The following is a 26,616-nucleotide window of genomic DNA, read 5'->3' as shown; positions in this document are numbered from 1 at the left end:
TTACATCAAATACTTATCCACCAAAATCATCAAAACGAATATTCTCATCTGGAATACCATAGTCTTCACCCATTTTTTGAACGGCTTTGTTCATTAATGGAGGTCCACAAAAATAAAGTTCAATATCTTCTGGGGACTCGTGCTTACTTAAATATTGGTCGATAACAGCATTGTGCACAAAACCAACAAAACCGTCGCCATCCCCATCAATATCTTCTTTTACTTTCCAGTTATCTTCCTCAAGAGGTTCTGAAAGCACTAAATAGAAATTGAAATTTTCAAAATCACGGTCCAGCTGTCTAAAATGTTCCAGATAGAACAATTCACGCTTAGAACGACCACCGTACCAATAGGTTACTTTACGACCTGTTTGCAGGGTTTTGAACAAGTGATACAAATGAGAACGCATGGGCGCCATACCTGCTCCACCACCTACGTATAGCATTTCAGACTCAGAAGGATTTATAAAAAATTCTCCATAAGGACCAGAAATCGTTACTTTATCGCCTTCTTTTCGGCTAAATATATAAGAAGAAGCAATTCCTGGATTGACTGCCATCCACTGGTTCTTGGCGCGATCCCATGGTGGCGTGGCAATACGAACATTTAACATAATCTCACGACCTTCAGCAGGATAAGAAGCCATAGAATAAGCACGTTCAACAACTTCGTTGTTTTTCATGGTTAATGGCCATAAACCAAATTTATCCCACTCCTCTTGAAATTTCTTAGGATCGTCGTGTTCTTCAGGATGCGCCGTAATGTCAATATCCCCAAATTTGATCTCACATTCTGGAATCTCAATCTGAATATATCCTCCCGCTTTGTAGTTCATATCCTCTGGGATCTCCACTACAAATTCCTTAATAAAAGAAGCGACATTATAATTTCGAACGACCGTTCCTTCCCATTTCTTTATACCGAAAACTTCTTCGGGAATGGTTATGTTCATATCCTGTTTTACCTTTACCTGACAAGCAAGACGGGCTCCACTGGCAAGTTCTTTACGAGTAAAATGAGGGGTTTCCGTAGGTAGGGCCTCGCCACCACCTTCAAGAACATGACACTCACATTGAATACAGGTACCACCCCCACCGCAAGCAGAAGGAAGAAATACTTTCTTTCCACCCAGGGTAGAAAGCAAAGAACTACCAGATTCAACTTCTATTTCCTTTTCCCCGTTAATAGTAATTTTTACAGGCCCAGATGGGGATAATTTTTCTTTCGCGAAAAGCAAAAGAGCTACCAGAATTAGGGTAAGCGCCAGAAATGACACCACTGTTGCCGCTACAACACCTACGGTACTTGCTGCTAAAAACATAGTCTAATTATTTATTTGTTGTTTGTCTTTTAAGCTAACTTCTGCGATGGGCTCTTCATCCGTAGCTTCATTGGAAACCTCACCTTGTGGGGTCATAAGCTCTTCTGTAGCATCTTCATCTGTGTCGCCACCACCGGTTAACATACCGCCAAAACTCATAAAACCAATCGCCATAAGACCGGTAATAATGAAGGTAATCCCTAAACCACGTAAGGGTGCAGGAACATTAGAATAACGAATTTTTTCGCGAATTGCGGCTATAGCTAAAATCGCCAGAAACCAACCAATACCTGAACTTATACCATAATTAAATGCCAACCCAAAAGTTGCGATATCCCTAGACTGCATGAACAATGAACCACCTAAGATGGCGCAATTCACTGCAATAAGAGGTAAAAATATCCCTAATGAAGTATATAGTGAAGGAGCAAATTTTTCAACAACAATCTCAACCAACTGTACCATTGTTGCGATGGTAGCGATAAAAAGGATGAAGGATAAGAAGCTAAGATCATATTCTGCGTATTCTGGACCCAACCATTCCAAAGCACCTGGTCTTAATACATATTGATCAAGTAACCAGTTCATGGGTACAGTTACGGCAAGTACAAAAATAACCGCTGCGCCAAGGCCTACCGCAGTAGATACCTTTTTAGAAACAGCAAGATAAGAGCACATCCCAAGGAACGTTGCAAAAACCATGTTGTCTATAAAAATCGACTTAAAAAACAATTCTACGTGTTCCATTTTTTTAAGATATAAGAATTAAACCCATCAACCTAGAGGTATTCTCCAGAAGGAGCTTATTTATCTATTTAATTTTCTTCTATTAATTTTGAATTTCTTGAACGCTGTACCCAGATAATAATACCCACGACGATCAAGGCCATTGGAGACAATAACATGAAACCATTATCTTCATAACCTAAAGCATACAATCCTGTTTTCTGGATAGGGTCTCCCAGTATTTGAAAACCCAATAACGTACCTGATCCCAAAAGTTCCCTGAAGAATCCCACAATTATAAGAATCAACCCATAACCCGCGGCATTACCTATGCCATCAAGAAAAGATCTCCATGGACCGTTACCAAGGGCAAATGCCTCAAAACGTCCCATTATTATACAGTTGGTAATAATCAAACCAATAAATACAGAAAGCGCTTTACTGAGTTCGTAAGCAAATGCTTTGAGAACCTGATCAACGATAATTACCAAAGCGGCAACCACGATCAACTGTACAATAATCCTTATTTTAGAAGGAATAATATTCCGCATGAGGGAGATTACAACATTCCCCATGGCCAGCACGAACATTACGGAAAGTGCCATCACTATAGAGGCTTTCAACTGGGCGGTAATCGCAAGTGCAGAGCATATTCCCAATACCTGAATTGTTATCGGGTTATTGTCAGCTAGCGGGTCTAATAGTAGGCCTTGATCTTTTTTAGATAGTATTGCCATTATTTATATTTTTAAATCTTTAATGTAAGGTATGTATAATTTAACGGTACTGTTTATCATCGCAGTCACCCCGTTGCCGGTAATGGTAGCACCAGCAAGGGCATCAACTTTACCATCATCCTTACGTTCATTAAGAGGATCATTATTACCTTTTGCCACAGAAATACCACCATATTTGGTATCATCCATAATTTCTTCCCCGGTAAAATCATCCATAAAATAACGCTGCTTTATGTTCGCCCCAAGTCCGGGGGTCTCTCCTTTGTGATCAAAGTAAACCCCCTGCACTACAAAGTTTTCGTCCAGGGCAATAAATCCCCAAATCGCATCCCAAAGGCCTTTACCATACATAGGAATTATATAATAATCCTTATCATCTTTTTCACCAACAAATAAAGGAAGTTTTCGATCTTTTACTTCTTTAGTAAGTTGGCTTTTTAAATCAATCAAATACGCTTCTGGATCTTCATTGATTTGGCCATCCTGGATAACTAGCTGCCTTTTTATGTAGTTGTCAAATATATCCTTTACACTATCAGTAGAAACAAAAACTGCAGAGCCTTCCACATTTCTGTTCACGCCCATTGCGTATAAAATATTTTGTTGCTTCTCAAATTTCTCATTGAGCTGAATGGTAGGTTTCAGGGAAGAAGCGGTAAAAGCTAACACCGAACCTACGACAAGAACCATAACAACGGCAAAAATTACCGTATAACTATTTTTTCTGTATTTGCCATGCCTTTATATTTTTTAAGCTGTTCTTAATTTTAAACGCTTCATTCGGTTTTTGATATTTGCCTGAACTACGTAATGATCAATGGTAGGAGCAAATACATTCATAAGCAATATTGCAAGAAACACGCCTTCAGGATAGGCTGGATTAAATACACGTATCATGATAGAAAAGAAACCTATTAAAAAACCATACCAGTATTTACCTTTATTGGTTTGTGATCCAGATACTGGATCTGTAGCCATATAGGTAATACCAAAAGCAATACCACCTACTATTAAATGTTTCCAGAACGGTGTACTCATCAGGCCATAGAATTTACTGGTTTCTGTAATCCAACCCTGATCTACGACACCATTAAAAATCAATCCCATTACCGCAGCCCCTACAATCGCACTTAGAATAATCCTCCAGCTTGCTACTTTAGTGAACATAAGGAACAACGCGCCTATTATAATAAGAAAGGTAGAAGTTTCCCCAACAGAACCTGGTATAAAACCAAAGAACATATCAAAAGTATTGTAGATAGGTTCCTGATTTGCGGCGTATGTCCCCAAAATTGTCTCTCCAGAAATCGCGTCTGGTGTTCCTGCAAGATCTACCGCATTATGTACCCATACCTTATCACCGCTCATCCATGTAGGATAAGCAAAAAACAAGAATGCCCTGATGGTCAATGCCGGATTAAGGATATTCATTCCCGTACCACCAAAAACCTCTTTTCCTATAATAACACCAAAGATTACAGCAACTGCAAGCATCCATAATGGAATATCAATAGGAACGATAAGTGGAACCAGCATTCCGGTTACCAGATAGCCTTCTTCCACTTCATGGCCTTTTATTACAGCAAAGACAAATTCCACACCAAGGCCTACAGCGTAAGAAACGATCACCAGGGGTAAAACTGTCCAGGCACCAATTACAAAATTATCCCAGGTAAGGAAATTACCTAAAAGACTAGGTTCACGAATAATCCCATTTGCAGCATCAATAGCTGCATAATACTGATAACCCGCATTAAAAATACCCCATATTAATACAGGAACGAGCGCCAGTATAACGGTATTCATCGTACGCTTCAAATCATCCACAGCCCTTATGTGCGACCCGTTTTTAGTCGTCTCATTAGGAGTGTATAAAAACGTATGCAGCGCATTAAAGGCAGGCGCCATCTTTTTGCCTTTGTATTCCTCTTTCAAGGAATTCATTTTTTCTTTAAAACCCATAGCTATATTATCCTATTTCTTTTTGCATTAGATCAAGCCCTTTGCGAATGATCGCCTGATGGGGCTGTTTTGAAATACATATAAATTCAGTGAGCGCAAAATCTTCCGGTGCTACTTCATACATACCCATTTGTTCCATCGCATCCAGGTCTTCCACCATACAAGCTTTTAAAAGCTGAAGTGGAAAAATATCCAGTGGAAAAACCTCCTCATAGATCCCGGTCACTACAAACGCACGGTGCTCACCATTAGTATTGGTATCAAGGTCATATTTTTTGTTTGGTGACAACCACGAAAACGTTAGTGCACGTGTAGGGGAAATTTTATTGAATACAGGTTTGTTCCAACCAAAAAATTCATAATCATCTCCCTCTGGGATCGCTACAAATTCATTGTGGTAATACCCTAAATTTCCATCTGGCGCAACACGCTCGCCGGTAAGAACATTTCCTGAAACCAAACGCGCCTTTTCATCTTTAAGGCCAGCATCGTACAGAAATGTAGCGATTTCAGACCCTAAAGTTGTGCGATAATATTTCGGCTTCTCTATGCAGGATCCAGACACAGCTATGATGCGCTCTGGATTGAATTTACCAGTCAATAAATGCTCACCTATAATGACAAGATCTGCTGCGCTGATCGTCCATACGGTTTCACCTTTATTTACCGGGCCTACCTTGTTGATTTGTGTACCCACATTCCCAGAAGGATGTGGTCCTGAAACCCCGTGCAACACAGCATCATTTAGATCAGAAAAAACAGAATTAACACCCTTAGGTACACCTATATGCACCGCACCTTCCGTAAGTTTAGAAAGTGCCGTGACCGCAGCCTGAAGCTGGGCCTTTTTCCCTTTTAGCACCAATTCCAGATCTGGAGCCAAAGGCCCGCTGTTGTAGCCAGAGATAAATATATCACGTGGCTCTTCATCTGTATCAGCTATAATATCGTAAGGACGCTGCTTGATAAAAGGCCAGAGCCCAGAAGAAAGTAACCGCTGTTTGATTTGCTCTGCATTTGCAGTTGCAGGATCCATTTTGCCATAATCAGCATACGTATCCTTACCATCAGCTTCGATCACAATATGTGTTATCACACGCTTTGCACCCCTTTTAATTTCCTTAAGTATACCACTTACCGGCGAAACAAATTTAATTGTCTCATCAGATTTGGAATAAAAAATAGGGTCACCAGCGTTGAAGGTACCACCCTCCTTAAACATCATCTTTGGAGTAACGAGATGCAGATCGGATGGTTTGATCGTATAAGTTTTTGACTTGGGAGCGTTTGACACCACTTTCTCGGCCTCTCCTACCAATTTGATGTCAAGACCTCTTTTGATCTTAATGTCTTTTGACATAGAAAAAATATGTTAAATTTTTTGTTCGCCCCTATCCATTTAAGAGAAATATAAATTGGATTTTGGGTGAGCGAATTTACAAATTTTAGTACGTTAAAGCACATCTTAGGGCAATTAAAATGTTAAACATTGGATTAAATAAGATTTTGAGCCTTAACCGTTACCTACGAAAACATTGTAGGTATGAACTTCTCTATTTTAACTATATTTGAAAACCATTTAAACATCTTATGAAGACAACATTACTTGTGTGTTTTTTCTTATCGCTTGCCTCTATTTCGCTGGGTCAGGTCGAAGTTGAAATTCCCGCTCCTCCATATATTAAGACTGTTCAATTTCGTGGAGATACACCTTTAAGCCAACTGCCTTTACTAAGGCTTGGGGAAAATTTACGTATTAGTTTTGATGATATTATAGGTGACGAAGCTGATTATTACTACACCATTGAGCATTTCAACGTAGACTGGACTCCCAGTGTACTTGCCAAAACCGAATACATGGAAGGTTTTGACAATATTAGGATCTTCAATTATACCAATTCCCTGGCTACACTTCAAATCTATACGCATTACGAACTAAATATTCCAAATAAAAATACCCGGTCACTCACAAAATCTGGCAATTACATGCTTAAAATTCGCAACAGTGATGAGGAGATCGTATTTTCCAGAAAGTTTATGATCTATGATCCCCAGGTAAGCGTAGGTGTAGAAATTCTACGTACGCGCGACCTTAAATTTATTGATGAAAAACAAGTAGTAAACTTCAAGGTAGATTCTGGGGAAGAACCCCTTATTAATCCAGAGGAAACGGTTTATCCGCTTTTAATACAAAACAATGACCTGCAAAACACCATAGGCGGTCTCATCCCTCAATACTACATAGGCAACGTACTTCAATATCGCTATGATGAACAGGCTTCATTTTTTGCCGGAAATGAATTTTTCGCTTTTGAAAACAAAGATGTTAGGGCCGCCACAAATCGTGTACAATATATTGAACTTATAGACCTCTACCACAATTATCTCTACGTGGATCCTACACGCGCTGATCAGGTATATACTTACAATCCAGATATTAACGGGAATTTTGTGATTCGCACATTACAGGGTACAAACCCTGATACCGAATCTGAATATGCATGGATTCACTTTGCAGTAAAGCACGAGCAGTTACCAGAAGGGCAGGAAGTTTATATCAATGGGAATTTCAATAATTATGTGATAGAAGATGCCGTGAAAATGGATTACAATGCCGAAGCTGGTATTTACGAACTGCCTTTGCTGCTCAAACAAGGGTATTATAACTATAACTATATAGTTGCCGCTCAGGGCGTTCAGCTTCCACAAAATCCTATCAGTGGGGATTTCTGGCAGACCGAAAATGAATATGATGTTTTGATCTATTACAGAAGACCAGGGGGACGCTTTGATGAACTTATCGGCGTGGGCAACGCATTATCCACATCCATTTCTGGTGTAAGAAAGGATTAGCTTGTGATCACTATACAGTTCTTTACCACGGATAAATAATGATTTTAAAACGATAATCAGAAGTTATATAACAGCATCTAATCACATCTATGTGTGTATAAAAATAATAGCACCCCTACTGGTAGAAAATCGCTGAAATATCGCGGAAAACAGTGTCTTAATTGTGGAACGCCATTGGATATTAGCGATCGCTTCTGCCCCAACTGTGGCCAGCAAAATTCAACACAAAGACTAACCGTCTTTAACTATTTCAACGAACTTTTGATGAGCGTGATCACTTATGATTCACGTATCTATTATACCGTTTCAGATCTTTTTCTAAAACCCGGTACGATTAGCCAAAATTACATTTCTGGCAAAAGGGTACGTTATGCAAATCCATTTAGGTTTTTTCTTAGCGTTAGCATCATTTTCTTTCTGGTAAGTAACTTTCTGGATTTTATTGATCAAAAAGATACAGACCAAAATATTAAGCTGTTTTCCAACTCAGAAACAGAAGACAATCTGAACGACAGTATCAAGGATAGCATTGATGCAACAGATAGCGAAGACTTTACCTATATTTCCCAAAAAGATATTGACACGCTATCATTCTTTAATAAAAATGCCCGAAAAGTGGTTCTTTTCTTCGAATTTTATCAAAAAGAATCCATTACCGACCCTAACATAGCCCTTGACAGCTTAAAGTACAACAAGACCAAATTTAACGTGTGGCTCTATAAAAAGAATAAGGTCATTGACCAGATCAAAGAAAACCCCAATGAATTTATTACTTATATAAAAGGCAAAACGCCATTCTTCCTTTTTTTCTTCACACCGCTTTTATCAATATTTTATCTTTTGATCTATTTTAGATGGTATCCTTTTGACGCGATAAAACAATCTATCCAAAGATCTAACCGAAAAGAAATTCAATTTCTTGTTCACAAAACCAAAGCTGGTAGCCTATTCTTAAATGTATTAAGCTTCTTTTATTGGATTTTCAGGGTGCGCCGCACGGTAAATTATATGGAACATTTAGTATTCAATTTTCATGTATTGATCTTCATTTTCCTAGGGTTACTACTTTGCCTTTTACCTGATTTATTAGTAGGAAAAGACCTGTTTAGCATGATTTTTCTATTGATTTCACCAGTTTATTTTTATAAAGCGATGCGTAATTTTTACAAGGAAAATCGAATACTCACCCTCGTCAAATTTTTTGCCATAAATATTGTATTTTTAACGGTAGGAGGAATAGCCGCCCTCTTTTTCTTTACGGGTTGGGCGGCAATCTATTAAAACTATGGTTGAGCAGATTACTAAAGGGATCAGGATTTCGGTAACCTCGCATTTTGAAGGCACGTTCTATAAGGAACAGCAGATCAATTTTGCGTTTGGCTATAACATAACCATAGAAAACCAGAGTCCACACAGTGTACAGCTTCTTTCAAGGCACTGGGAAATTCTCGACGCTCTCAATATTATGGAAATTGTAGATGGTAAGGGGGTCATAGGTCAGCAACCCATTCTACAACCTGGTGAACTGCATACTTATAGCTCCGGTTGTTTGCTAAGTGCCCCTTTTGGAGCCATGCGTGGTTATTACACGATGACCAATTTTACAACCGGAAATACATTTAAGGTGAGGATCCCTACCTTTAAACTCCATTCCCCTTTTGCGCTTAATTGATTTTTGCGCAAGAATTGCCTCTCCATTTTCTTGTATTTAACACATATCGTTACTTCCTTTCAATTGTTAAGTGAATTTTAGCATAATGATTGCCCCAGTCCCACTGCGCTCCGCCTTCAATTTCGTATTTTGGCGGCACGATACAATAAGAACCAAAATTTAGACAAATAATGGGAAAAGGATTTTTTGAAGTACCCGTAGCGGTAAATGAACCTGTAATGAGTTATAAACCTGGCTCACCAGAACGCAAGGAGGTTGTAGCTACTTACAAAGAAATGTACAAGAGCACCATTGATGCTCCCATGTATATTAATGGAAAAGAAATCAGGACCGGGAACACACGAAGCATGTCTCCCCCACATGATCACAAACATACATTGGGCGAATATCACCTGGCCAATAAAGCACATATAGAAGAAGCCATTAGCGGTGCACTAGAGGCCCGTAAAAAATGGTCAAAACTACCCTGGGAACAACGCGCGGCGATTTTCTTAAAGGCAGCGGAACTCATACAAGGGCCTTACCGACAAAAAATGAATGCGGCAACCATGCTCGCACAGTCTAAAAATATTTATCAGGCCGAAATTGATGCCGCCTGTGAGATCGTGGACTTTCTGCGTTTCAACGTGCAGTACATGTCTCAGATTTATGAAGATCAGCCAGAATCTAGCAGCGCAGCCTGGAACCGCGTAGAACAAAGACCTTTAGAAGGTTTTGTATACGCCGTTACTCCTTTTAACTTTACCGCAATTGCCGGTAATTTACCTTCGGCGCCTGCACTAATGGGTAATACCGTTGTATGGAAACCTAGCGATAGCCAGGTATATTCTGCTAAAGTAATTATGGATGTCTTCCGCGAAGCGGGTGTACCTGATGGCGTGATCAATATGGTTATGGGAGATCCCGAAATGATCACCGATACCGTTCTTGATAGCCCAGATTTTGCCGGAATACATTATACAGGTTCTACGACCGTATTTAAAAACATCTGGAAAAAAATTGGCGATAATATCCATAAGTACAAAACGTATCCCCGTATTGTGGGAGAAACCGGTGGTAAGGATTTTATCTTGGCACACCCAACGGCCAATACTAAACAAGTGGCAACAGCGATCGCTCGTGGCGCTTTTGAATTCCAGGGGCAAAAATGTAGTGCAGCAAGCAGATGTTACATACCCCAGTCTATTTGGGAAGAAGTTAAAGACTATTTGTTAGCGGATCTCAAATCCTTTAAAATGGGAAGTCCATTGGACATGGGTAATTTTATCAATGCGGTAATTCATGAACGTTCTTTTGATAAGTTGGCCCAGTATATCGACAAAGCCAAAGCAGATGAAAACGTGGAAATTATTGCCGGTGGCAATTATGATAAAACCGATGGTTATTTCATAGAACCCACCGTACTTCTGGCCAAAGATCCTAAATACACGACCATGTGCGAAGAGCTTTTTGGACCGGTGGTTACCATATATGTATATGAGGATACTGCGTGGGAAGATACTTTAAAACTGGTAGATGGCACAAGTGAATATGCACTTACCGGTGCAGTCCTTGCCGCAGATCGTTATGCGATTGCACAAGCAACCGATGCGCTACAAAACTGCGCTGGGAACTTCTACATCAATGACAAACCTACGGGAGCAGTTGTAGGTAATCAGCCATTTGGTGGAGCGCGTAACTCAGGTACAAATGATAAGGCCGGTAGCATGATCAACCTGCTTCGCTGGGTTTCCCCTCGTCTTATCAAAGAGACTTTTGTGACACCAACAGACTACAGATATCCTTTTTTAGGTGAATAATTGACTTAATTAGGTCATAAATTGATAAAATCGCTCATTATTTGGGCGATTTTTTTGTTTAGCACCTTTCAATGTTAACTTAATGTTACGTAAATGTAAATTTATTATCATTCTTAGAAATATTTTTGTAGCTTTACCCTTACTTAAAAAGATGGATTATGGTGACTGATGACAACAAAATGTACGTGCTCAAGGTAAAATATACTTTGATCGACGTGACGAAGAAAAAATCAAAAAGAAAAATTACACGTAAAAAAGAAAAACTTTATCTCGTAAAAGATCCTGATACTGTAGACGATAAGCTCAAGGAATTAGAGCATTATCTTCTTGAAGAACAGGAACCTGAGCGGTCTAATGTACTGCATCAATGCCAGGAGTTTTTGAAGAACTTCGGCAACAGGTGTAATAGAACTTATTTCTCTATACTTAGAGCATAAAAAAAAGCGGCAATAGTGCCGCTTTTTTTTATGCTTATTAGCCCTTATACTTTAGCGGCAGGTGCACCACTTTCTTAGTTTCAAAAAACTCCTCTTCAAAGTAATTTTCCAGTTCATAAACCGTCGCCGTTTTATAGACCGCAAGTTCTTCGGCTAGATCACCACCTTTAAGGTACAGTATACCATTTTTGTGTTCGTGTTTGCTTTCTTTCGCAATAAAGGGTTTTACCCAGTGTACAAAGGTTTCCATCTGCGCCACTGCCCTGCTCACTATAAAGTCATAATGTCCCTTGATATTTTCTACACGATCATTGGTAGTTTTTACATTTTGCAGCCCCAGACCTGCCACAACCTCATCAACAACCTTGATTTTCTTTCCTATGCTATCCACAAGATGAAATTGAACTTCCGGAAAAAGAATCGCTAAAGGTATTCCAGGAAAACCCCCTCCCGTGCCTACATCAAGTATGGAGGCGCCCGCTCTAAATTCCTGGATTTTGGCTATTCCCAAGGAATGTAATACGTGGCGGAGATAAATCTCGTCAATATCCTTTCGGGAAACCACATTGATTTTAATATTCCAATCCTGATATAAACTTTCCAATTGTGTGAGCTGGTCAATTTGCTGCGGCTCCATATTTGGAAAATAGTGAAGTATTCTTTCCATAAATCGTTTAATATGGTGCAAAATTAACGTTTTGACATGTTATTTTTATACCTGAGACGATCTTAAAAAAGATTATAGTGGTATTTTTGGTTATTAACAATCTTTACCTAATTATTTGCGTATATATAGATGAGATATTGATGTTCTCGATCTGAAGAACAAGACTCCCTAATTCAGGGGATTACGATGTTCTCCACTTAACTTATCACAACACTAATGGATAATACAATTATAAAATTTTCCCGTATTGACTCTGCTAAATTTTTTAGGACACTAAACAAGCGTGTCAATTCCTATTTTAAGGAAAATGAAATACAACGCACTGGCAACTGGAAACTCTACCTGAAATCTGCCGTAATGTTCAGTCTTTTTCTAGCGCCTTACTTTTTACTGTTGACTTTAAATCTACCGGGTTGGTCCCAGATTCTCCTTACGATTGTTATGGGAATCGGTATGGCCGGTGTAGGTATGAATGTCATGCACGATGGCAACCACGACTCATTTTCCAGTAAAAAATGGGTCAATAAGCTTATGGGCAGCAGTATTTATATTTTAGCCGGCAATGTTTATAACTGGCAGGTACAGCACAATGTATTGCACCATACCTATACAAACATTCACGGCCACGATGAGGATCTTGAAGCCGGGAGGATCTTGCGTTTCTCAGAACATTCCCCCTGGAAAAAGCACCACCGTTTTCAGCATTACTATTCTGTGCTCCTCTACGGACTTTTAACCTTCAACTGGGCAGTCACCGTAGATTTTCTACAAATGAAACGCTACCTAAAACGAAAATTATCGTATGGTAAATTTCCTAATCCTCGCATAGAATGGACAAAACTGGTAATAACAAAGGTAATTTATGTACTTATCTGGATTGTTTTGCCACTTCTGGTCCTTGATCTTGCCTGGTGGAAAGTTCTTTTGGGCTTTTTTATAATGCATTACACCGCAGGGGTAATTTTAAGTATGGTGTTTCAACTGGCGCATATCATTGATGATGCCGAAATGCCTTTGCCAGACAATACCGGCTCCATGAAAAATACCTGGGCCATTCACCAGTTATTTACCACGGTCAATTTCTCCACTAAAAACAGAATTGTAAATTGGTTCACCGGCGGGCTCAACCATCAGGTAGAGCATCATATTTTCCCTCACATAAGCCACGTGCACTATACTAAAATATCAAACATTGTGAAAGAGACCGCCCGGGAGTTCAACCTTCCCTACAATGAGTACAAAACCACGCGGAAGGCGATCATAGCACATTTTAAACACTTAAAAGATATGGGTACACGCCCTTCTTTAGAAACTGCATAACCTAAATATTTAAATGGAAACAAAACAACAACAACTTTCTGATCGAATCAACAACCTTGAAACTTCCGCTACGCTAGCGATGGCTGCAAAAGCCCGTGAACTTAAGGAAGCAGGAAAGGATATCATAGGTCTAAGTCTTGGAGAACCAGACTTTAATACGCCAGATTTTATTAAAGAAGCAGCAATTAAGGCAATTAATGATAACTATAATAGCTACACCCCCGTTGATGGCTATGCGGAGCTCAAAGATGCCGTGATCACAAAGTTTAAGCGTGATAATAAATTGACTTATGACCGCTCTCAGATTGTCGTATCTACAGGTGCCAAGCAATCTCTTTACAATGTTGCAATGGTTTGCCTTAATGCGGGTGACGAAGTTATCCTTCCCTGCCCATATTGGGTTAGTTACAGTGATATCGTAAAACTTGCTGACGGTGTACCAGTAGAAGTTCCCACAACCATAGATTCTGATTTTAAGATGACCGCAGATCAGCTGGAAGCTGCAATTACACCGAAGACTAAAATGCTCTGGTACAGCTCACCATGCAACCCCAGTGGTTCAATATATAGCAAAGAGGAATTACGCGCGCTGGCAGATGTGCTTCAGAAGCATCCTCAAATCGTTGTCGTAAGTGATGAGATCTATGAGCACATTAATTATGTAGGTGATCATTTTAGTATGGCCCAGTTTGACGATATGTATGAGCGTACGGTAACAGTTAATGGTGTTTCCAAAGCATTTGCCATGACTGGCTGGAGAATAGGTTATATAGGAGGCCCTAAATATATAGCACGCGCCTGTAACAAACTTCAGGGCCAGGTTACCAGCGGTGCCAATTGTATTGCACAAAGAGCGGTTATAACAGCCCTGGAAGCCCCTATTTCTGAAATACAGTTTATGGTAGATCAGTTTAAGGAAAGACGCAAATTAATACTTGGTCTTCTTGCAGACATCCCTGGTTTTGAATGCAACGAACCAGAAGGTGCATTTTACGTTTTCCCGAATATTGAACATTATATAGGCAAAACCCTCAAAGGTCAAACCATTAAGGATGCCTCAGACTTTTCTATGTTTTTGCTAGAGCACGCAAATGTAGCTACAGTAACCGGGGATGCTTTTGGCGGTCCTAATTGCATCAGGCTTTCTTACGCTGCAAGCCAGGAGGATATTAAAAATGCAATGAGCCGAATTAAAGAGGCTGTTTCTTAATAAAATCACACTTTAAGTATATAAATTCGGGTTTTATCCTATTTTATTAAAACAAGGAGCGTATTGAAAGTTTGCAGGGCCTATGAAATTAAGAATTATTTCATAGGCCATTTTAAAATATATAGAATCAAAATCTGATTATAGTCAGTTAAAAAAAATCAATTTATGGCAACATTTCTTCTATTGGGAAGTGGGGAATTAGGTAAAGAATTTGCGATTGCGGCCCAGCGCCTTGGTCAAAAGGTAATTGCGGTAGACCGTTACGCCAATGCGCCGGCCATGCAGGTATCGCATGCTTTTGAAGTAGTGGATATGTTGAATGGCAATGAACTGGATAAAATTGTGGAAAAATACAAACCAGATTTTATCGTACCCGAAATAGAGGCCATTCGCACCGAACGGTTTTATGATTATGAAAAAGAGGGCATTACCGTTGTACCCAGTGCCAAAGCTGCAAATTTTGCAATGAACAGGAAAGCGGTACGTGATCTGGCCAGTCTAGAACTGGATATCAAAACAGCGAAATATCGCTATGCCTCATCGCTGGCAGAACTGGAAACTGCCGCAAAAGAAGTGGGATTTCCCTGCATCGTAAAGCCATTGATGTCCTCCAGCGGAAAAGGCCAGAGTACCTTAAAAAGTCCCGCGGAAATTCCGAACGCATGGCAACATGCCCACGAGTCTTCCCGGGGTGACATTACTGAAGTTATTGTAGAAGAATTTATCAAATTTGAATACGAGATCACCTTGCTGACCCTAACCCAGAGCAATGGTAAAACATTATTTTGCGCGCCTATAGGCCACCGTCAGGAAAATGGGGACTATCGCGAAAGCTGGCAACCTGCAGAGATGATACCCGGAGATCTCAAAGCGGCTCAGGAAATCGCAAAAAAAATCACAGAAGCACTGGGCGGTGCAGGCATCTGGGGCGTTGAGTTTTTTGTTACCGAAGATGAAGTTTATTTTTCCGAACTTTCTCCCAGACCGCACGATACCGGAATGGTTACCCTCGCGCATACACAAAACTTCAATCAATTTGAATTGCACCTGCGTGCCATTCTAGGACTTCCCATACCTGAGATCACGTTAGATAAAATGGGTGCGAGTGCGGTAATTATTTCGACCCAGACCAGTATGCGGCCTACGTACAAAAATGTTGAAATTCCCGCAGCCATGCCTAAAACGGATTTCAGGATCTTTGGAAAGCCTACCGCTTTTGCCGGTCGCAGGATGGGCGTTGTAGTAAGCTACGACGATCTGGACAGTGATATGTCTGTCGTTAGGGAACGCGCATTTCAGAGCGCTAAGGAAGTCATTGTTACAAACTAGTTCTCTTTTCCATTTCAAAGAATCGTTCTAAAATCGGTATTAAAAAAAAACAGCCCCAAATTTGGGACTGTTTTTTTTAATATGATTGGTGATCCTATCCTTAATTCTTTTTAGGCATCAATACTGTATTAATGACATGTACAACTCCATTGGATTGATCCACATCAGCAGTGGTGATGGTAGCAGTATTTCCATCTTCATCCTCTAACACTACTTTATCACCATCCAACATCGCGGTAAGCATGGCTCCATTTACAGTAGCAAATTCTGCCTTACCATTTCCACTATTTATAGCAGCAATGACATCTTTAGCATTCATTTTCCCTGCAACTACATGATATTTTAAAATATCCTGAAGCATGGTTTTGTTTTCTGGTTCTAATAAGGTCTCTACCGTACCTGATGGCAGACTATTAAAAGCATCGTTCGTAGGCGCAAAAACAGTAAACGGTCCATCACCTTGTAAGGTTTGAACTAGATCAGCAGCCTCTACTGCGGCCACCAGAGTGGTAAGGTTATTTGCTTTTGAAGCGTTCGCTACAATGGTTTCGTTAGGGGACATCATTGCACCTCCCACCATTTTCTCCATGCCTCCCATAGCGTCTGTTACCTCATCCATTTCATTCATAGCCTCTTCTTCCATGGCGTCTTTTTCATTGGCTACCATTTCCTGACTATTTTGCATGGTATCGTCCATGTCATCTTTTGTATCCTCGGCCATTTGCCTGGTATCATCCATGGCCTCTCTTGAATCCTGATTCATTTGATCGGCACGGTTCTCAGCAACTTTCTTTTGATCACCACAGGATATGGAAGTCAGAGCAAAAGTACTGGCCAAAAGCGTTACGGGTAAAATTTTAGAAATTTTCATATTTATAGCGTTTTTTTTGGTTTATTATCAAATATAACGCTAAAATAGGGGCTTCGGTTTTCAGATTAGGAAAGGTTTGGCAGGTTTTTAACAGGGATAGCCAAGTTATGCATGAACTAATTTTCCTTTGAGTTCGTTGACGATCTTATCTGCATGATCCCTTGTATTTTCTATGTATAATTTACTGGTATTCATACCCGCATTGATTACCCCTGCAACAAAAACGTTCTTCAAAGGTGTTTCAAGGGTCAGGGAATCATGAACAGGTCGTTTCTCATGCTCTTCGTCAATAGGCAGGTTCAAATGCTCAAAAAGGGAATAATCCGGTGTATATCCTATCATTGCCAAAACGAAGTCATTTTCCAGTTCGATCTCCCCGTCTGGGGTGTCTAAAATAACGGTCGTTGGGGTAATTTCCTTCACTTCCGTATTAAAATACGCCTTTATCGCCCCTTCTTTGATCCTATTTTCAATATTCGGCTTGATCCAGTATTTGGTTTTTTCATAAATCTCATTTCCACGTATGGCCATCGTCACATGGGCGCCTTTGTAATAAGTCTCCAAGGCTACATCGCAGGCAGAATTTGCCGCACCTATCACCAGTACATTCTGATTTACGTAAGGGTGTGGACTATCGTAAAAATGTTTCACTTTTGGCAAATCGTCGCCCGGGACTCCCAGTTTTCGTGCTGTATCATAGAATCCGGTGGAGACAATTACCGCTTCGGTTATAAAATCACCTTTAGACGTTTTGATACGGTATTCATCATTTTCCTTTTCCATTCCCTTTACCGCAGTGTACAATTTGATATTTAATTTCCAACTGTCATGAACACGACGATAATACTCAAGCGCTTCTTTACGCGTAGGTTTATCACTATGAGAAACAAAAGGTACATCTCCTATCTCAAGAAGGTTTGAGGTTGAAAAAAAGGTCATTTGTTCAGGAAAGTTATATAGCGAGTTGACCAGAACGCCTTTTTCAAGTATGACGTAATCCAGTCCTGCCTTAGACGCAGCGATACCACAGGCAAGCCCTATGGGACCTGCCCCAATAATTATAAGTTGATGTGTTTTCAAAGCAATTTGTTTTTAATTTCGGCCATGGGCCGTAACTATAAAGTTAACCAATCCTTACCTATTTCGCCAGAAAAATGGCGTAAACAGGATAAGGACCGTAAAGAGCTCAAGCCTGCCGATAAGCATTAAAAAAGAGCACCACCATTTACCCAGGGGCGGCAGGGAGTCGTAATTGTTCACCGGACCAAGATCGCCAAATGCCGGCCCCACGTTACCAAGGGCAGAGGCAGCCGTTCCCAGTGCTGTTTCAAAACCCAATCCCATAAAACCAAGTCCGCAGGCTCCAATAATCCATGCTAGCAGGTAAAGTATGAAAAAGGCAAGTATATTGAATACGATTTCCTTAGAGACCGCGCGGCCGTTGTAACGTACGGGAAGTATCGCATTAGGGTGCAGGGTACGTTTAAACTCGAGCACACCGTTCCTTATTATAATTAAATGCCGCACGATCTTAATCCCCCCGGAAGTAGAACCGGCAGAGCCGCCCAGAAACATCAAACCAAAAAATATTACGGTCACAAACGGTGCCCATAGTGTGTAATCTGCGGTTACAAAACCGGTGGTGGTCATCACCGTAAGTACCTGAAAAAGTCCGTGGCGTATCGCGCTTTCATATTCTCCCAAAACCATAGGATGGCTAATGGACGATATGGAGACATCAGCCTGCCAAATAATGAATATGGAAGTAAGTATGGCAAAGCCGAAAACAAACGTGGTGTACAATTTAAATTCTTCATCTTCCCAAACACGTTTCAACTTACCCTTAAACGCGAAATAACTGAGAACGAAATTGGTACCCGCCAGAAACATAAAAAGAATGACGATATATTGCACTGCTGGGTTATCGTTCCAATAGGCCATACTGGCATTTTTTGTACTGAACCCTCCTGTGGAAAGCGTACTCATGGCATGATTTATAGCGTCAAAAAAGTTCATCCCAGCTAACTTTAAAAAGATCGTTTCAATAACGGTGTAGCCAAAATAGATAAGCCATAACCTTTTTGCGGTATCGGTGATACGCGGGTGTAGCTTATCTGCACTGGGCCCAGGGGCTTCTGCCGCAAAAAGCTGCATACCTCCTATACCTAGCAAAGGCAGGATAGCAATGGCCAGCACGATGATACCCATCCCGCCTATCCAGTGGGTCGTGCTCCTCCAGAAAAGTACCCCGTGAGGAACAACTTCAATATCATTGAGAATCGTAGCGCCTGTAGTAGTATAGCCGCTTATAGTCTCAAAAAAAGCATCTGTAAATAAGGGAATCGAATTGGTAAATATATAGGGAAGACAGCCACTCAGGGACATAAAAATCCACCCAAAGGTCACGACAATATAGCCCTCGCGCCGTTGTATTTCTTTGTTGCGATCTTTGGTAATAAACATCAGGAGCGCCCCAACAAACATGGTAAGCAGCGCTGCTGCGGTAATTTGCATGGTGACGTCATAGCCATCATAGAAAAAGCCAAAAATGGCCGAAATCATCATAAAACCGCCATTAAAGAGCAGTAAAACACCCATGAGGTGCAGTATAATCTTGTAATTTAATCTGGGCACAGTAGGATAATTAAATAAACATTCGTTCCACTTTATTGACAGAGCGCAAGAGGCAGCACATCACAATGCGGTCCCCCGCCTTGATCACATGATCGCCCAGGGCGATAATCCCCACGCCATCACGCACTATACCCCCTATGGTCGCAGCACGGGGAACATCTAGATCCTTGATACGTTTGCCGATGACCTGAGAGTTTGGTTTGGCTATAAATTCAAGGAGTTCTGCGTTCATATTGTTGAGTTTGGTCATGGCGACCACATCCCCTTTTCGTATGTACCTGAAAATATTATTTGCGGCAAGTAACTTTTTATTGATCAATGTATCTATGCCAATACTGTGCGATAGCTGAAAATAGTCCATATTCTCAACAAGGGCGATGGTTTTTTTTACGCTTTTTGATTTGGCCACCAGACAGGACATGATATTGGTCTCACTGTTGCCAGTTACCGCGATAAAGGCATCCATATCATAGATATTTTCTTCTTCAAGAAGTTCCACATTTCGGCCATCGCCATTAATGACGAGTGCCCTGGGTAATTTTTCTGCAAGGTCAATGGCTTTTTCCCGGTCTTTTTCAACCAGTTTAACCTTAAAATTATGAGAACAAAGATCGCGTGCGGTTTTGTAACCTATTTTGCTTCCGCCCAGGATCATTACATGTTTGATCTGCTGTTTCATCTGCCCGGTAAGTTTGTAGATCTCCTCTACCCCACCCTTCACGGTCATGAAATAAACCTGATCACCTTCCTTAAATACAGTATCACCCCTAGGTATAAGCGTGTACTGGGTACCGCTGCGCTGTATGGCAATGGGCATGAAGTGAAGTTCAGGAAAAATAAGCGCGGCCTCTTTTACACTTTTGCCCACAAAGGATGCGGTACGTGATAAAATAGTACCTACCATGGTAAGCGCTCCTTCTTCAAACTCATAACTGTCATTAAAGGCAGACTGATTTAACAAGAGTTCAATTTCAGAAGCGGCTAAACTTTCTGGCGAGATGAGTTCATCGATACCAAATTTCTTGAAGCCCACCATCTCCTGATTATCAATAAATTCAGTATTGGAGATCCTGGCAATGGTTCGCTTAGCTCCCATTTGCTTTGCAAGAACGCAAACGGTAATATTTGTGGTTTCACTTGAAGTTACCGCGATAATAAGGTCTGCCCGGTCTATTTGTGCATCCTTCAACGCCCTTATTGAAGTGGCATCCCCGCGAATGGTACGTATATCTAAATGCGTGTCTGCGTAAGCGATCCCTTCCTTGTCAACATCTATCAAAGTGATATCCTGAGATTCAAAAGAAAGTAGTTTTGCCAAATGAAAACCTACCTCACCAGCGCCCGCTATGACTATTTTCATAAAATATTTTAAAATAAACTGCGCAAAGATACGTGATTTAATACCAACAATTTGCGAATATCAAGACTGTTTAAAAACAAGGGCTATCCCACAACAAATCTTATATTTGCAGTAAAATTGCCCATGTCAAAAAATGTCAATCCCTATAAAAGTTCAGACCGCTCTAAAAAAGAACAGGTTGAGCAGATGTTTGATACCATCTCTGGAGAATATGATGGTTTAAACCGCGTGATTTCTTTTGGGATCGATGTGCAGTGGCGCAAAAAAGTGGTCAACTTGGTAAAAAATAGTGGGGCAGACCGTATTCTCGATGTCGCTACCGGTACAGGTGATCTTGCCATACAGATGGTTCCCACCGGGGCTGGCAAAATCGTAGGTCTTGATATTTCTGCCGGCATGCTGGATGTGGGCCGCAAAAAAATCGCAGCTAAAGGGTATCATGATAAAATCGAAATGGTACAGGCAGACAGCGAGAACCTTCCTTTTGAAAATGACCATTTTGATGCTATCACCGTAGCCTTTGGCGTACGCAATTTTGAACACCTGGAAAAAGGCCTTGCCGAAATTCTCCGCGTGCTTAAACCTGGCGGAATATTTGTCATTTTAGAAACGTCTGTACCCACAAAAACACCTTTTAAACAGGGATATTCGCTTTACTCAAAACATTTATTGCCACTAATAGGAAGGGTATTCTCCAAAGACAAGGATGCGTATGCCTATCTTAGCGAAAGCGCCTCTGTATTCCCATATGGGGAGAAGTTCAACAATATTTTGCGCAAAACCGGGTTTACTAATGTGCAGGATGATCCACAAACCTTTGGGGTCGCTACAATCTATACCGCTACAAAATAATAGCATGAGAAAAATAATCCCTTTCTTCTTATTCCTTTTTTGCGCCCAGATAGGGCATGCTCAACTGTTCAGTAAAGAGCGACTCACTAATATTGAAAACTTTGACAAGCAGCGCTGGTCATGGGGTTTCTTTTTAGGTCTGAACAGCTATGATTTCAAGTTTGATTACGCAGACTATCAGGAAAATGATATTTTAGTCAATCAGACGTTAGGTTTCAACGTTGGTTTGCTGGGTGATATGCGCATCAATGATTACTTCAACCTGCGCCTGGAACCTGGTCTTGTATTTACACAAAGGGAAATCCTATTTCCGGGTGAGTTTGCCAGCGAGCAAGCGGCCATTCGGGAGAGTAATTCGACTTATATACACGTCCCCCTGCTTTTAAAAGTTTCCACAAAACGACTGAATAATTTTAAGCCCTTCATAATGGGCGGTGTAAGTTATTCTTATAACCTCTCCAGTAATCAGGACAATCCTGATGATAATTTTGACGGTCAGTTCAGGATGAAAAACAATACCTATTATTATGAACTGGGACTTGGCATTGATTTTTATCTGTATTATTTCAAATTTACACCCAGTATTCGCGGTGTATTTGCCCTAAATGATGAACTTGTACGTGATGATAATACGGACAATCTAAACATAAATAATATTTCTAGCCCTTATACGGGCAATGTTGACAAAATGGCCACCCGTGGGATCTTCTTGAACCTAACGTTTCAATAAGTCCATTTCAGCAATCAGACAGCGGTAAAAATTTATAAAATCCCTTACTAACACATAGAATAACCTTCTATTGAGGTATCTTGGACCCCTCTTTTTATTATACATTATATTTAAATCAATTGACTTTTAGTTTACAGGGTAAGAATACCAACGTTTCCGGGCGTGCAATAGGCTATGCCCTACTGCTAAACCTTTTCATTTTTGGTGCACATGCCCAGGAAATGAAAAAGGATTCTCTTGATGGCTGGAATATTGACTACGGAAATAAGGGTTTTGAGCTACGGTCAAATTCCAATGAATATTTATTGCAGATACAGAGCAGACTTCAGTTTAGGATTGCTACACCCAGTGATCAAAACCCTTTGAACCTTGATGATTTTGATAATGAATCCAATAGTGTTTTTAAAATCAACCGCGCAAGGCTCAAAGTAGGTGGACACGCGTATAAACCGTGGTTAAAATTTTACTGGGAATATGAGCTGGGACAATCCAACCTACTGGATTACCGGATCATGATCGAAAAATGGGAATGGCTCAACTTAAAAGTGGGTCAGTGGAAAGTAGAATTCTCCAGGGAACGCCGCATAAGTAGTGGAAAGCAGCAACTTGTTGACCGCTCTATCCTCAACCGAAACTTTACCGTAGACCGCCAGCAGGGGATTGAGCTTTATGGCCGCTTAAGGCAGCATGGTTCGCTGGACTTTAGTTACTGGGCAGGTGTTTTTACCGGTACGGGCAGGAGTACTCAGGAAAACGATGATGGCCACCTTATGTATTTTGGCCGTTTGCAATGGAACGTACTTGGGGAAGATCTTGGTTTTAATAGCAGCGACCTGGAAATACACAAAGATCCGGAAGCTATTATTGCCCTCGCCGGAGTGACAAACCGTAGTCCGTTTACCCGCTTTTCTTCCGCTGGCGGTGGTTTTCTTACTGATTTTGAAAAGGAGGAAAACGGCCAGTATCGTGTCAACCAGGTCAATCTGGAATCAGCTTTTGTTTATCAGGGTTTTAGTGCGCAGGGGGAATTTCACAGAAAAGAGATCATAAACAAACTGGAGGACAACCGCAAAACCACACTGGGCGGTTATTATGTAAATGCAGGCTATCTCGCGCATCAATCCTTTCTGTGGTGGCCAAAAGCGCTTGAAATAGCCGCCCGGTATGCCCATTTTAGACCTGATATGGAAGAAAGTATGGCTTTTGAAGAAAAAACCCTTGGTTTCAATTGGTTTTTTCATGGGCATAACAACAAACTATCCGTTGAAATTTCGCAGTTTGATCTGGAAACCGATTCAGGTGCTATGGATGACGAATTCCGCTTCCGACTTCAATGGGATATCTCTTTTTAGGCAAATAAAATCTCCTGATTTGGAGTTTATATTCCGATATCTAAGTAATTGTCAGGCATTCAACCCCTGAACCTAAGATAAGGGTCTGCAAAACCCGTAAATACGCATTTCCGCAGCATAGAAATTGATCATTTATAGCCAATTTTCAACCATTTTTAGCGGTTTTTAGCACATTTATAGAAGGTTTTTGCCATTAAATTTTACACTGGCGTACCTTTACGGTCTATGATAAAAAAAGATAAAACCACTGGCAAGGTGACCCTGGCCTCTGCATTTAAAACGATTGTCTGGCCCAGAAGAAAATTGCTCTTTCTCGGTTTGTTCCTCATCGTGGTAAGCAGGCTCGCGGGATTTGTGCTACCGCTCAAGTCTAAGGAACTACTGGATGAGATTGTACCAAACAAAGATATTTCCGGTCTTTATAACCTGCTCTGGATGGTGGGCGCGGCATTACTCGTTCAGGCGGTCACGTCCTTTTTATTGACAAAATTGCTCAGCGTACAGGCACAATACCTTATCAGCGAACTGCGTACCCAGGTTCAGAAAAAAGTGCTTTCGCTGCCCATTGGTTTTTTTGACAATACTAAATCTGGCGCATTGGTTTCCCGTATCATGAACGATGTGGAAGGCGTGCGCAACCTTATAGGCACCGGTCTGGTGCAACTGGTGGGCGGTACACTTACCGCCGTGATTTCGCTGGTTTTATTGATACGCATAAATGCCTGGATGACTTTGTTTGTCTTTGTCCCGGTTGCGATCTTCGGGTTTGTGGCGCTAAAAGCTTTTAAATTCATCCGACCCATTTTCCGCGATCGCGGTAAAATCAATGCTGAAGTCACCGGCCGCCTCACCGAAACCCTGGCCGGCGTGCGTGTTATTAAAGGTTTTAATGCCGAAGAACAGGAAAACAAAATCTTTGAAGTGGGCGTAGAACGCTTGTTTCAAAATGTAAAGAAAAGCCTTACCGCAACCGCGTTTATGACCAGTTCTGCCACGTTTTTACTGGGATTGGCTTCCGTGGGGATTATGGGAATAGGCGGTTATTATATGATTCAAAGTAGCATGACCACCGGTGATTTCCTGCTTTTCACCCTGCTGCTTGGTTTTATGATCGCGCCCATTGTACAAATGAGCAACATAGGCAGCCAGTTGACCGAGGCACTTGCGGGACTTGACCGTACCGAGGAGCTGATGGATATGACCACGGAAGAAGAAATGCAAAACCGTACGGTTACCCTTCAGGAAGTACGCGGTCACCTTCAGCTTAAAGACGTGACTTTTGCCTATACGGAAGGAAAAAATGTCCTTCACAACATTAGCCTTGAAGCAAAAGCGGGACAGGTAATCGCACTGGTGGGCAGTTCTGGTTCGGGTAAATCTACCATTGCAGGGCTTTGTGCCAGTTTTATAAATCCCACGCAGGGAACGGTTTTTATTGATGGTGTTGATCTTGCTACCGTGCAACTCAACAGTTACCGCAAACATCTGGGCGTGGTTTTGCAGGACGAGTTTTTATTTGAAGGAACTATTAGACAAAACATTTTATTCCCCAGGCCAGAGGCTTCGGAAGCTGAACTTCTGGCAGCAGTCAATGCGGGTTATGTTGATGAATTTACAGATCGTTTTGAGGAAGGCCTGGATACCTTAATTGGTGAGCGCGGAGTAAAATTATCGGGCGGGCAGCGGCAGCGTATTTCTATTGCGCGTGCGATTTTAGCCAATCCACGGATTATTATCCTGGACGAAGCAACCTCTAATTTGGACACCGAAAGTGAAGGCTTGATTCAAAAATCCCTACAGGAACTGATTAAAGACCGAACTACGATCATCATCGCCCACCGACTAAGTACCATCAAAAAAGCCGATAAGATTTTGGTTATTGAAAATGGCAAAATTGCCGAGACCGGTTCTCACGAGACTTTGATCGCCCAGGGCGGTAGGTATCACGATTTATATACGTATCAAGCGAAGATTTAAAGTTTAATCCGTAATTATTAAAGGTTGAAAATCCCTATTTATAGGGTAAATCATATTGAGAAAATGAGTAATTTTAATGGTTTAAAGCACTTTTTTTACTTAATAAGACTTGATTTTAAGCATTTAGCGGCGTTTTTCCAATGAAAATATTCCTTCATTTAACGTATTCGATTTAAAATGAATTTTATATCTTTTTTGTCAATTTGAGCTGAAAAATGCCACTTTAAAGGCTATTTTCAGTTTTTTGTTGCGTTTTTTAATCGAGAAATTTATGGGTCTTAAACAGCGTTATAAAAAATGCATCATCTTCTGAATCTAAAACGTAGAGCATATTTTGTTTCGTACCATTATCAAGATAAACCGATAATGTAGTGTGGGCGGCTGCATAAATTGGTTGATTTTCTTTACGTATTATGGCAGGAACACCATTTATTTCTAGGCGTTGAAAAAAGGTTGTCTCTTCAGTTTCATCAATATTAGCCAGGGTTCCAAAACTAAGATAGCCTTGATCAAACAAAATACTTAACCTGTCATTTTCTATTCTACCTATATAAGTATCAATTCCCTCTCCCTCTACTAATTTCCAACCTGAGGGGGCGGATATTTCAAAGGTTTTAGCTTTGATTTTTTGGTTAAGCTGTACGGTTGATTCATGGTCGTCAGGAGAACAACTCAAAATTATTAAAGCAAGCACTATTAAAATCGAAAGTTCTTTTTTCATCATATTATATATCGTAAACCAACACGTTATGGTTTAATAAATCTAAGATAGATAAAATTCCGAACTTTTATAGTAGCGACATGAAA

Annotated in this window: 24 protein-coding genes; 12 read left to right on the top strand and 12 right to left on the bottom strand. The window is 40.7% G+C overall.

The window, feature by feature from the left end; genetic code table 11:
• Positions 1-13: 13 nt before the first annotated feature.
• The 6 genes from nqrF to P162_RS13590 form a co-directional block, all read right to left on the bottom strand.
• The gene (gene nqrF, locus P162_RS13615; RefSeq protein WP_031428145.1) at positions 14-1,321 is read right to left on the bottom strand and encodes an NADH:ubiquinone reductase (Na(+)-transporting) subunit F; all 1,308 of its coding nucleotides are present in this window, start codon (positions 1,319-1,321) and stop codon (positions 14-16) included.
• A 3-nt stretch (positions 1,322-1,324) separates the two neighbouring features.
• Positions 1,325-2,068, bottom strand: coding sequence for an NADH:ubiquinone reductase (Na(+)-transporting) subunit E (gene nqrE / locus P162_RS13610; RefSeq protein WP_031428143.1), 744 nt, complete (start codon positions 2,066-2,068; stop codon positions 1,325-1,327).
• Positions 2,069-2,136: 68 nt separating this feature from the next.
• Entirely contained in the window at positions 2,137-2,784 is a 648-nt protein-coding gene (locus P162_RS13605) for an NADH:ubiquinone reductase (Na(+)-transporting) subunit D (protein WP_031428141.1), read from the bottom strand.
• 3 nt (positions 2,785-2,787) lie between these two features.
• Positions 2,788-3,474 (bottom strand): Na(+)-translocating NADH-quinone reductase subunit C, encoded by a 687-nt coding sequence (locus P162_RS13600; protein WP_051907890.1) that lies wholly within the window; start codon positions 3,472-3,474, stop codon positions 2,788-2,790.
• A 60-nt stretch (positions 3,475-3,534) separates the two neighbouring features.
• Positions 3,535-4,746: an NADH:ubiquinone reductase (Na(+)-transporting) subunit B gene (locus P162_RS13595; RefSeq protein WP_031428137.1), complete on the bottom strand. Its 1,212-nt coding sequence runs from the start codon at positions 4,744-4,746 to the stop codon at positions 3,535-3,537.
• A 7-nt stretch (positions 4,747-4,753) separates the two neighbouring features.
• Positions 4,754-6,106 (bottom strand): Na(+)-translocating NADH-quinone reductase subunit A, encoded by a 1,353-nt coding sequence (locus tag P162_RS13590; protein ID WP_031428135.1) that lies wholly within the window; start codon positions 6,104-6,106, stop codon positions 4,754-4,756.
• A 230-nt stretch (positions 6,107-6,336) separates the two neighbouring features.
• Between P162_RS13590 and P162_RS13585 the strand changes: the two genes are divergently transcribed.
• From P162_RS13585 to P162_RS13565, 5 genes are all read left to right on the top strand, one after another.
• The gene (locus P162_RS13585; RefSeq protein ID WP_031428133.1) at positions 6,337-7,599 is read left to right on the top strand and encodes a DUF5103 domain-containing protein; all 1,263 of its coding nucleotides are present in this window, start codon (positions 6,337-6,339) and stop codon (positions 7,597-7,599) included.
• A gap of 93 nt (positions 7,600-7,692) precedes the next feature.
• Complete coding sequence (locus tag P162_RS13580; RefSeq protein WP_164076261.1) at positions 7,693-8,880, top strand: DUF3667 domain-containing protein; 1,188 nt, start codon at positions 7,693-7,695, stop codon at positions 8,878-8,880.
• Positions 8,881-8,884: 4 nt separating this feature from the next.
• Positions 8,885-9,271 (top strand): Co2+/Mg2+ efflux protein ApaG, encoded by a 387-nt coding sequence (apaG, locus tag P162_RS13575; protein ID WP_031428129.1) that lies wholly within the window; start codon positions 8,885-8,887, stop codon positions 9,269-9,271.
• Between the two features lie 170 nt (positions 9,272-9,441).
• On the top strand, positions 9,442-11,070 hold the full coding sequence (gene pruA, locus P162_RS13570; RefSeq protein ID WP_031428127.1) for an L-glutamate gamma-semialdehyde dehydrogenase: 1,629 nt from the start codon (positions 9,442-9,444) through the stop codon (positions 11,068-11,070).
• A gap of 158 nt (positions 11,071-11,228) precedes the next feature.
• A complete protein-coding gene (locus P162_RS13565) occupies positions 11,229-11,507 on the top strand; it encodes a hypothetical protein (protein ID WP_031428124.1) in 279 nt (92 codons plus the stop codon).
• A 37-nt stretch (positions 11,508-11,544) separates the two neighbouring features.
• On the opposite strand, the gene rsmG is transcribed toward P162_RS13565, so the two are convergent.
• Positions 11,545-12,174 carry a 16S rRNA (guanine(527)-N(7))-methyltransferase RsmG gene (rsmG, locus tag P162_RS13560; RefSeq protein WP_031428122.1) on the bottom strand — a complete coding sequence of 210 codons (630 nt, stop codon included), beginning with the start codon at positions 12,172-12,174 and terminating at the stop codon, positions 11,545-11,547.
• Between the two features lie 216 nt (positions 12,175-12,390).
• Between rsmG and P162_RS13555 the strand changes: the two genes are divergently transcribed.
• The 3 genes from P162_RS13555 to purT all read left to right on the top strand — a co-directional run bounded on the left by P162_RS13555 (position 12,391) and on the right by purT (position 16,033).
• Positions 12,391-13,494: a fatty acid desaturase family protein gene (locus P162_RS13555; RefSeq protein ID WP_031428120.1), complete on the top strand. Its 1,104-nt coding sequence runs from the start codon at positions 12,391-12,393 to the stop codon at positions 13,492-13,494.
• A gap of 13 nt (positions 13,495-13,507) precedes the next feature.
• Positions 13,508-14,704 (top strand): pyridoxal phosphate-dependent aminotransferase, encoded by a 1,197-nt coding sequence (locus P162_RS13550; protein WP_031428118.1) that lies wholly within the window; start codon positions 13,508-13,510, stop codon positions 14,702-14,704.
• Positions 14,705-14,869: 165 nt separating this feature from the next.
• Positions 14,870-16,033 (top strand): formate-dependent phosphoribosylglycinamide formyltransferase, encoded by a 1,164-nt coding sequence (gene purT / locus P162_RS13545; RefSeq protein WP_031428116.1) that lies wholly within the window; start codon positions 14,870-14,872, stop codon positions 16,031-16,033.
• 100 nt (positions 16,034-16,133) lie between these two features.
• On the opposite strand, the gene P162_RS18020 is transcribed toward purT, so the two are convergent.
• The 4 genes from P162_RS18020 to trkA all read right to left on the bottom strand — a co-directional run bounded on the left by P162_RS18020 (position 16,134) and on the right by trkA (position 20,898).
• Positions 16,134-16,904: a fasciclin domain-containing protein gene (locus P162_RS18020; protein WP_035917067.1), complete on the bottom strand. Its 771-nt coding sequence runs from the start codon at positions 16,902-16,904 to the stop codon at positions 16,134-16,136.
• Positions 16,905-17,009: 105 nt separating this feature from the next.
• Positions 17,010-17,984: a YpdA family putative bacillithiol disulfide reductase gene (locus tag P162_RS13535; protein WP_031428113.1), complete on the bottom strand. Its 975-nt coding sequence runs from the start codon at positions 17,982-17,984 to the stop codon at positions 17,010-17,012.
• A gap of 54 nt (positions 17,985-18,038) precedes the next feature.
• Complete coding sequence (locus tag P162_RS13530) at positions 18,039-19,538, bottom strand: TrkH family potassium uptake protein (RefSeq protein ID WP_031428111.1); 1,500 nt, start codon at positions 19,536-19,538, stop codon at positions 18,039-18,041.
• Between the two features lie 10 nt (positions 19,539-19,548).
• Positions 19,549-20,898, bottom strand: coding sequence for a Trk system potassium transporter TrkA (gene trkA, locus P162_RS13525; RefSeq protein ID WP_031428109.1), 1,350 nt, complete (start codon positions 20,896-20,898; stop codon positions 19,549-19,551).
• Positions 20,899-21,021: 123 nt separating this feature from the next.
• Between trkA and ubiE the strand changes: the two genes are divergently transcribed.
• The 4 genes from ubiE to P162_RS13505 all read left to right on the top strand — a co-directional run bounded on the left by ubiE (position 21,022) and on the right by P162_RS13505 (position 25,809).
• On the top strand, positions 21,022-21,750 hold the full coding sequence (ubiE, locus tag P162_RS13520; RefSeq protein ID WP_031428107.1) for a bifunctional demethylmenaquinone methyltransferase/2-methoxy-6-polyprenyl-1,4-benzoquinol methylase UbiE: 729 nt from the start codon (positions 21,022-21,024) through the stop codon (positions 21,748-21,750).
• A gap of 4 nt (positions 21,751-21,754) precedes the next feature.
• Positions 21,755-22,480, top strand: coding sequence for a porin family protein (locus P162_RS13515; protein ID WP_031428105.1), 726 nt, complete (start codon positions 21,755-21,757; stop codon positions 22,478-22,480).
• Between the two features lie 119 nt (positions 22,481-22,599).
• The gene (locus tag P162_RS13510; RefSeq protein WP_051907889.1) at positions 22,600-23,832 is read left to right on the top strand and encodes a porin; all 1,233 of its coding nucleotides are present in this window, start codon (positions 22,600-22,602) and stop codon (positions 23,830-23,832) included.
• 225 nt (positions 23,833-24,057) lie between these two features.
• Complete coding sequence (locus tag P162_RS13505; RefSeq protein ID WP_031428102.1) at positions 24,058-25,809, top strand: ABC transporter ATP-binding protein; 1,752 nt, start codon at positions 24,058-24,060, stop codon at positions 25,807-25,809.
• Positions 25,810-26,065: 256 nt separating this feature from the next.
• Here P162_RS13505 and P162_RS13500 read toward each other — a convergent pair whose 3' ends face one another.
• Positions 26,066-26,533: a hypothetical protein gene (locus tag P162_RS13500; RefSeq protein ID WP_164076260.1), complete on the bottom strand. Its 468-nt coding sequence runs from the start codon at positions 26,531-26,533 to the stop codon at positions 26,066-26,068.
• Between the last annotated feature and the right edge of the window lie 83 nt (positions 26,534-26,616).

It is taken from the genome of Flavimarina sp. Hel_I_48, from assembly GCF_000733945.1.
Lineage (GTDB): Bacteria > Bacteroidota > Bacteroidia > Flavobacteriales > Flavobacteriaceae > Leeuwenhoekiella.
Note: the sequence above shows the minus strand (reverse complement) of the source record. Positions and strands in the feature narration are given on the sequence as shown.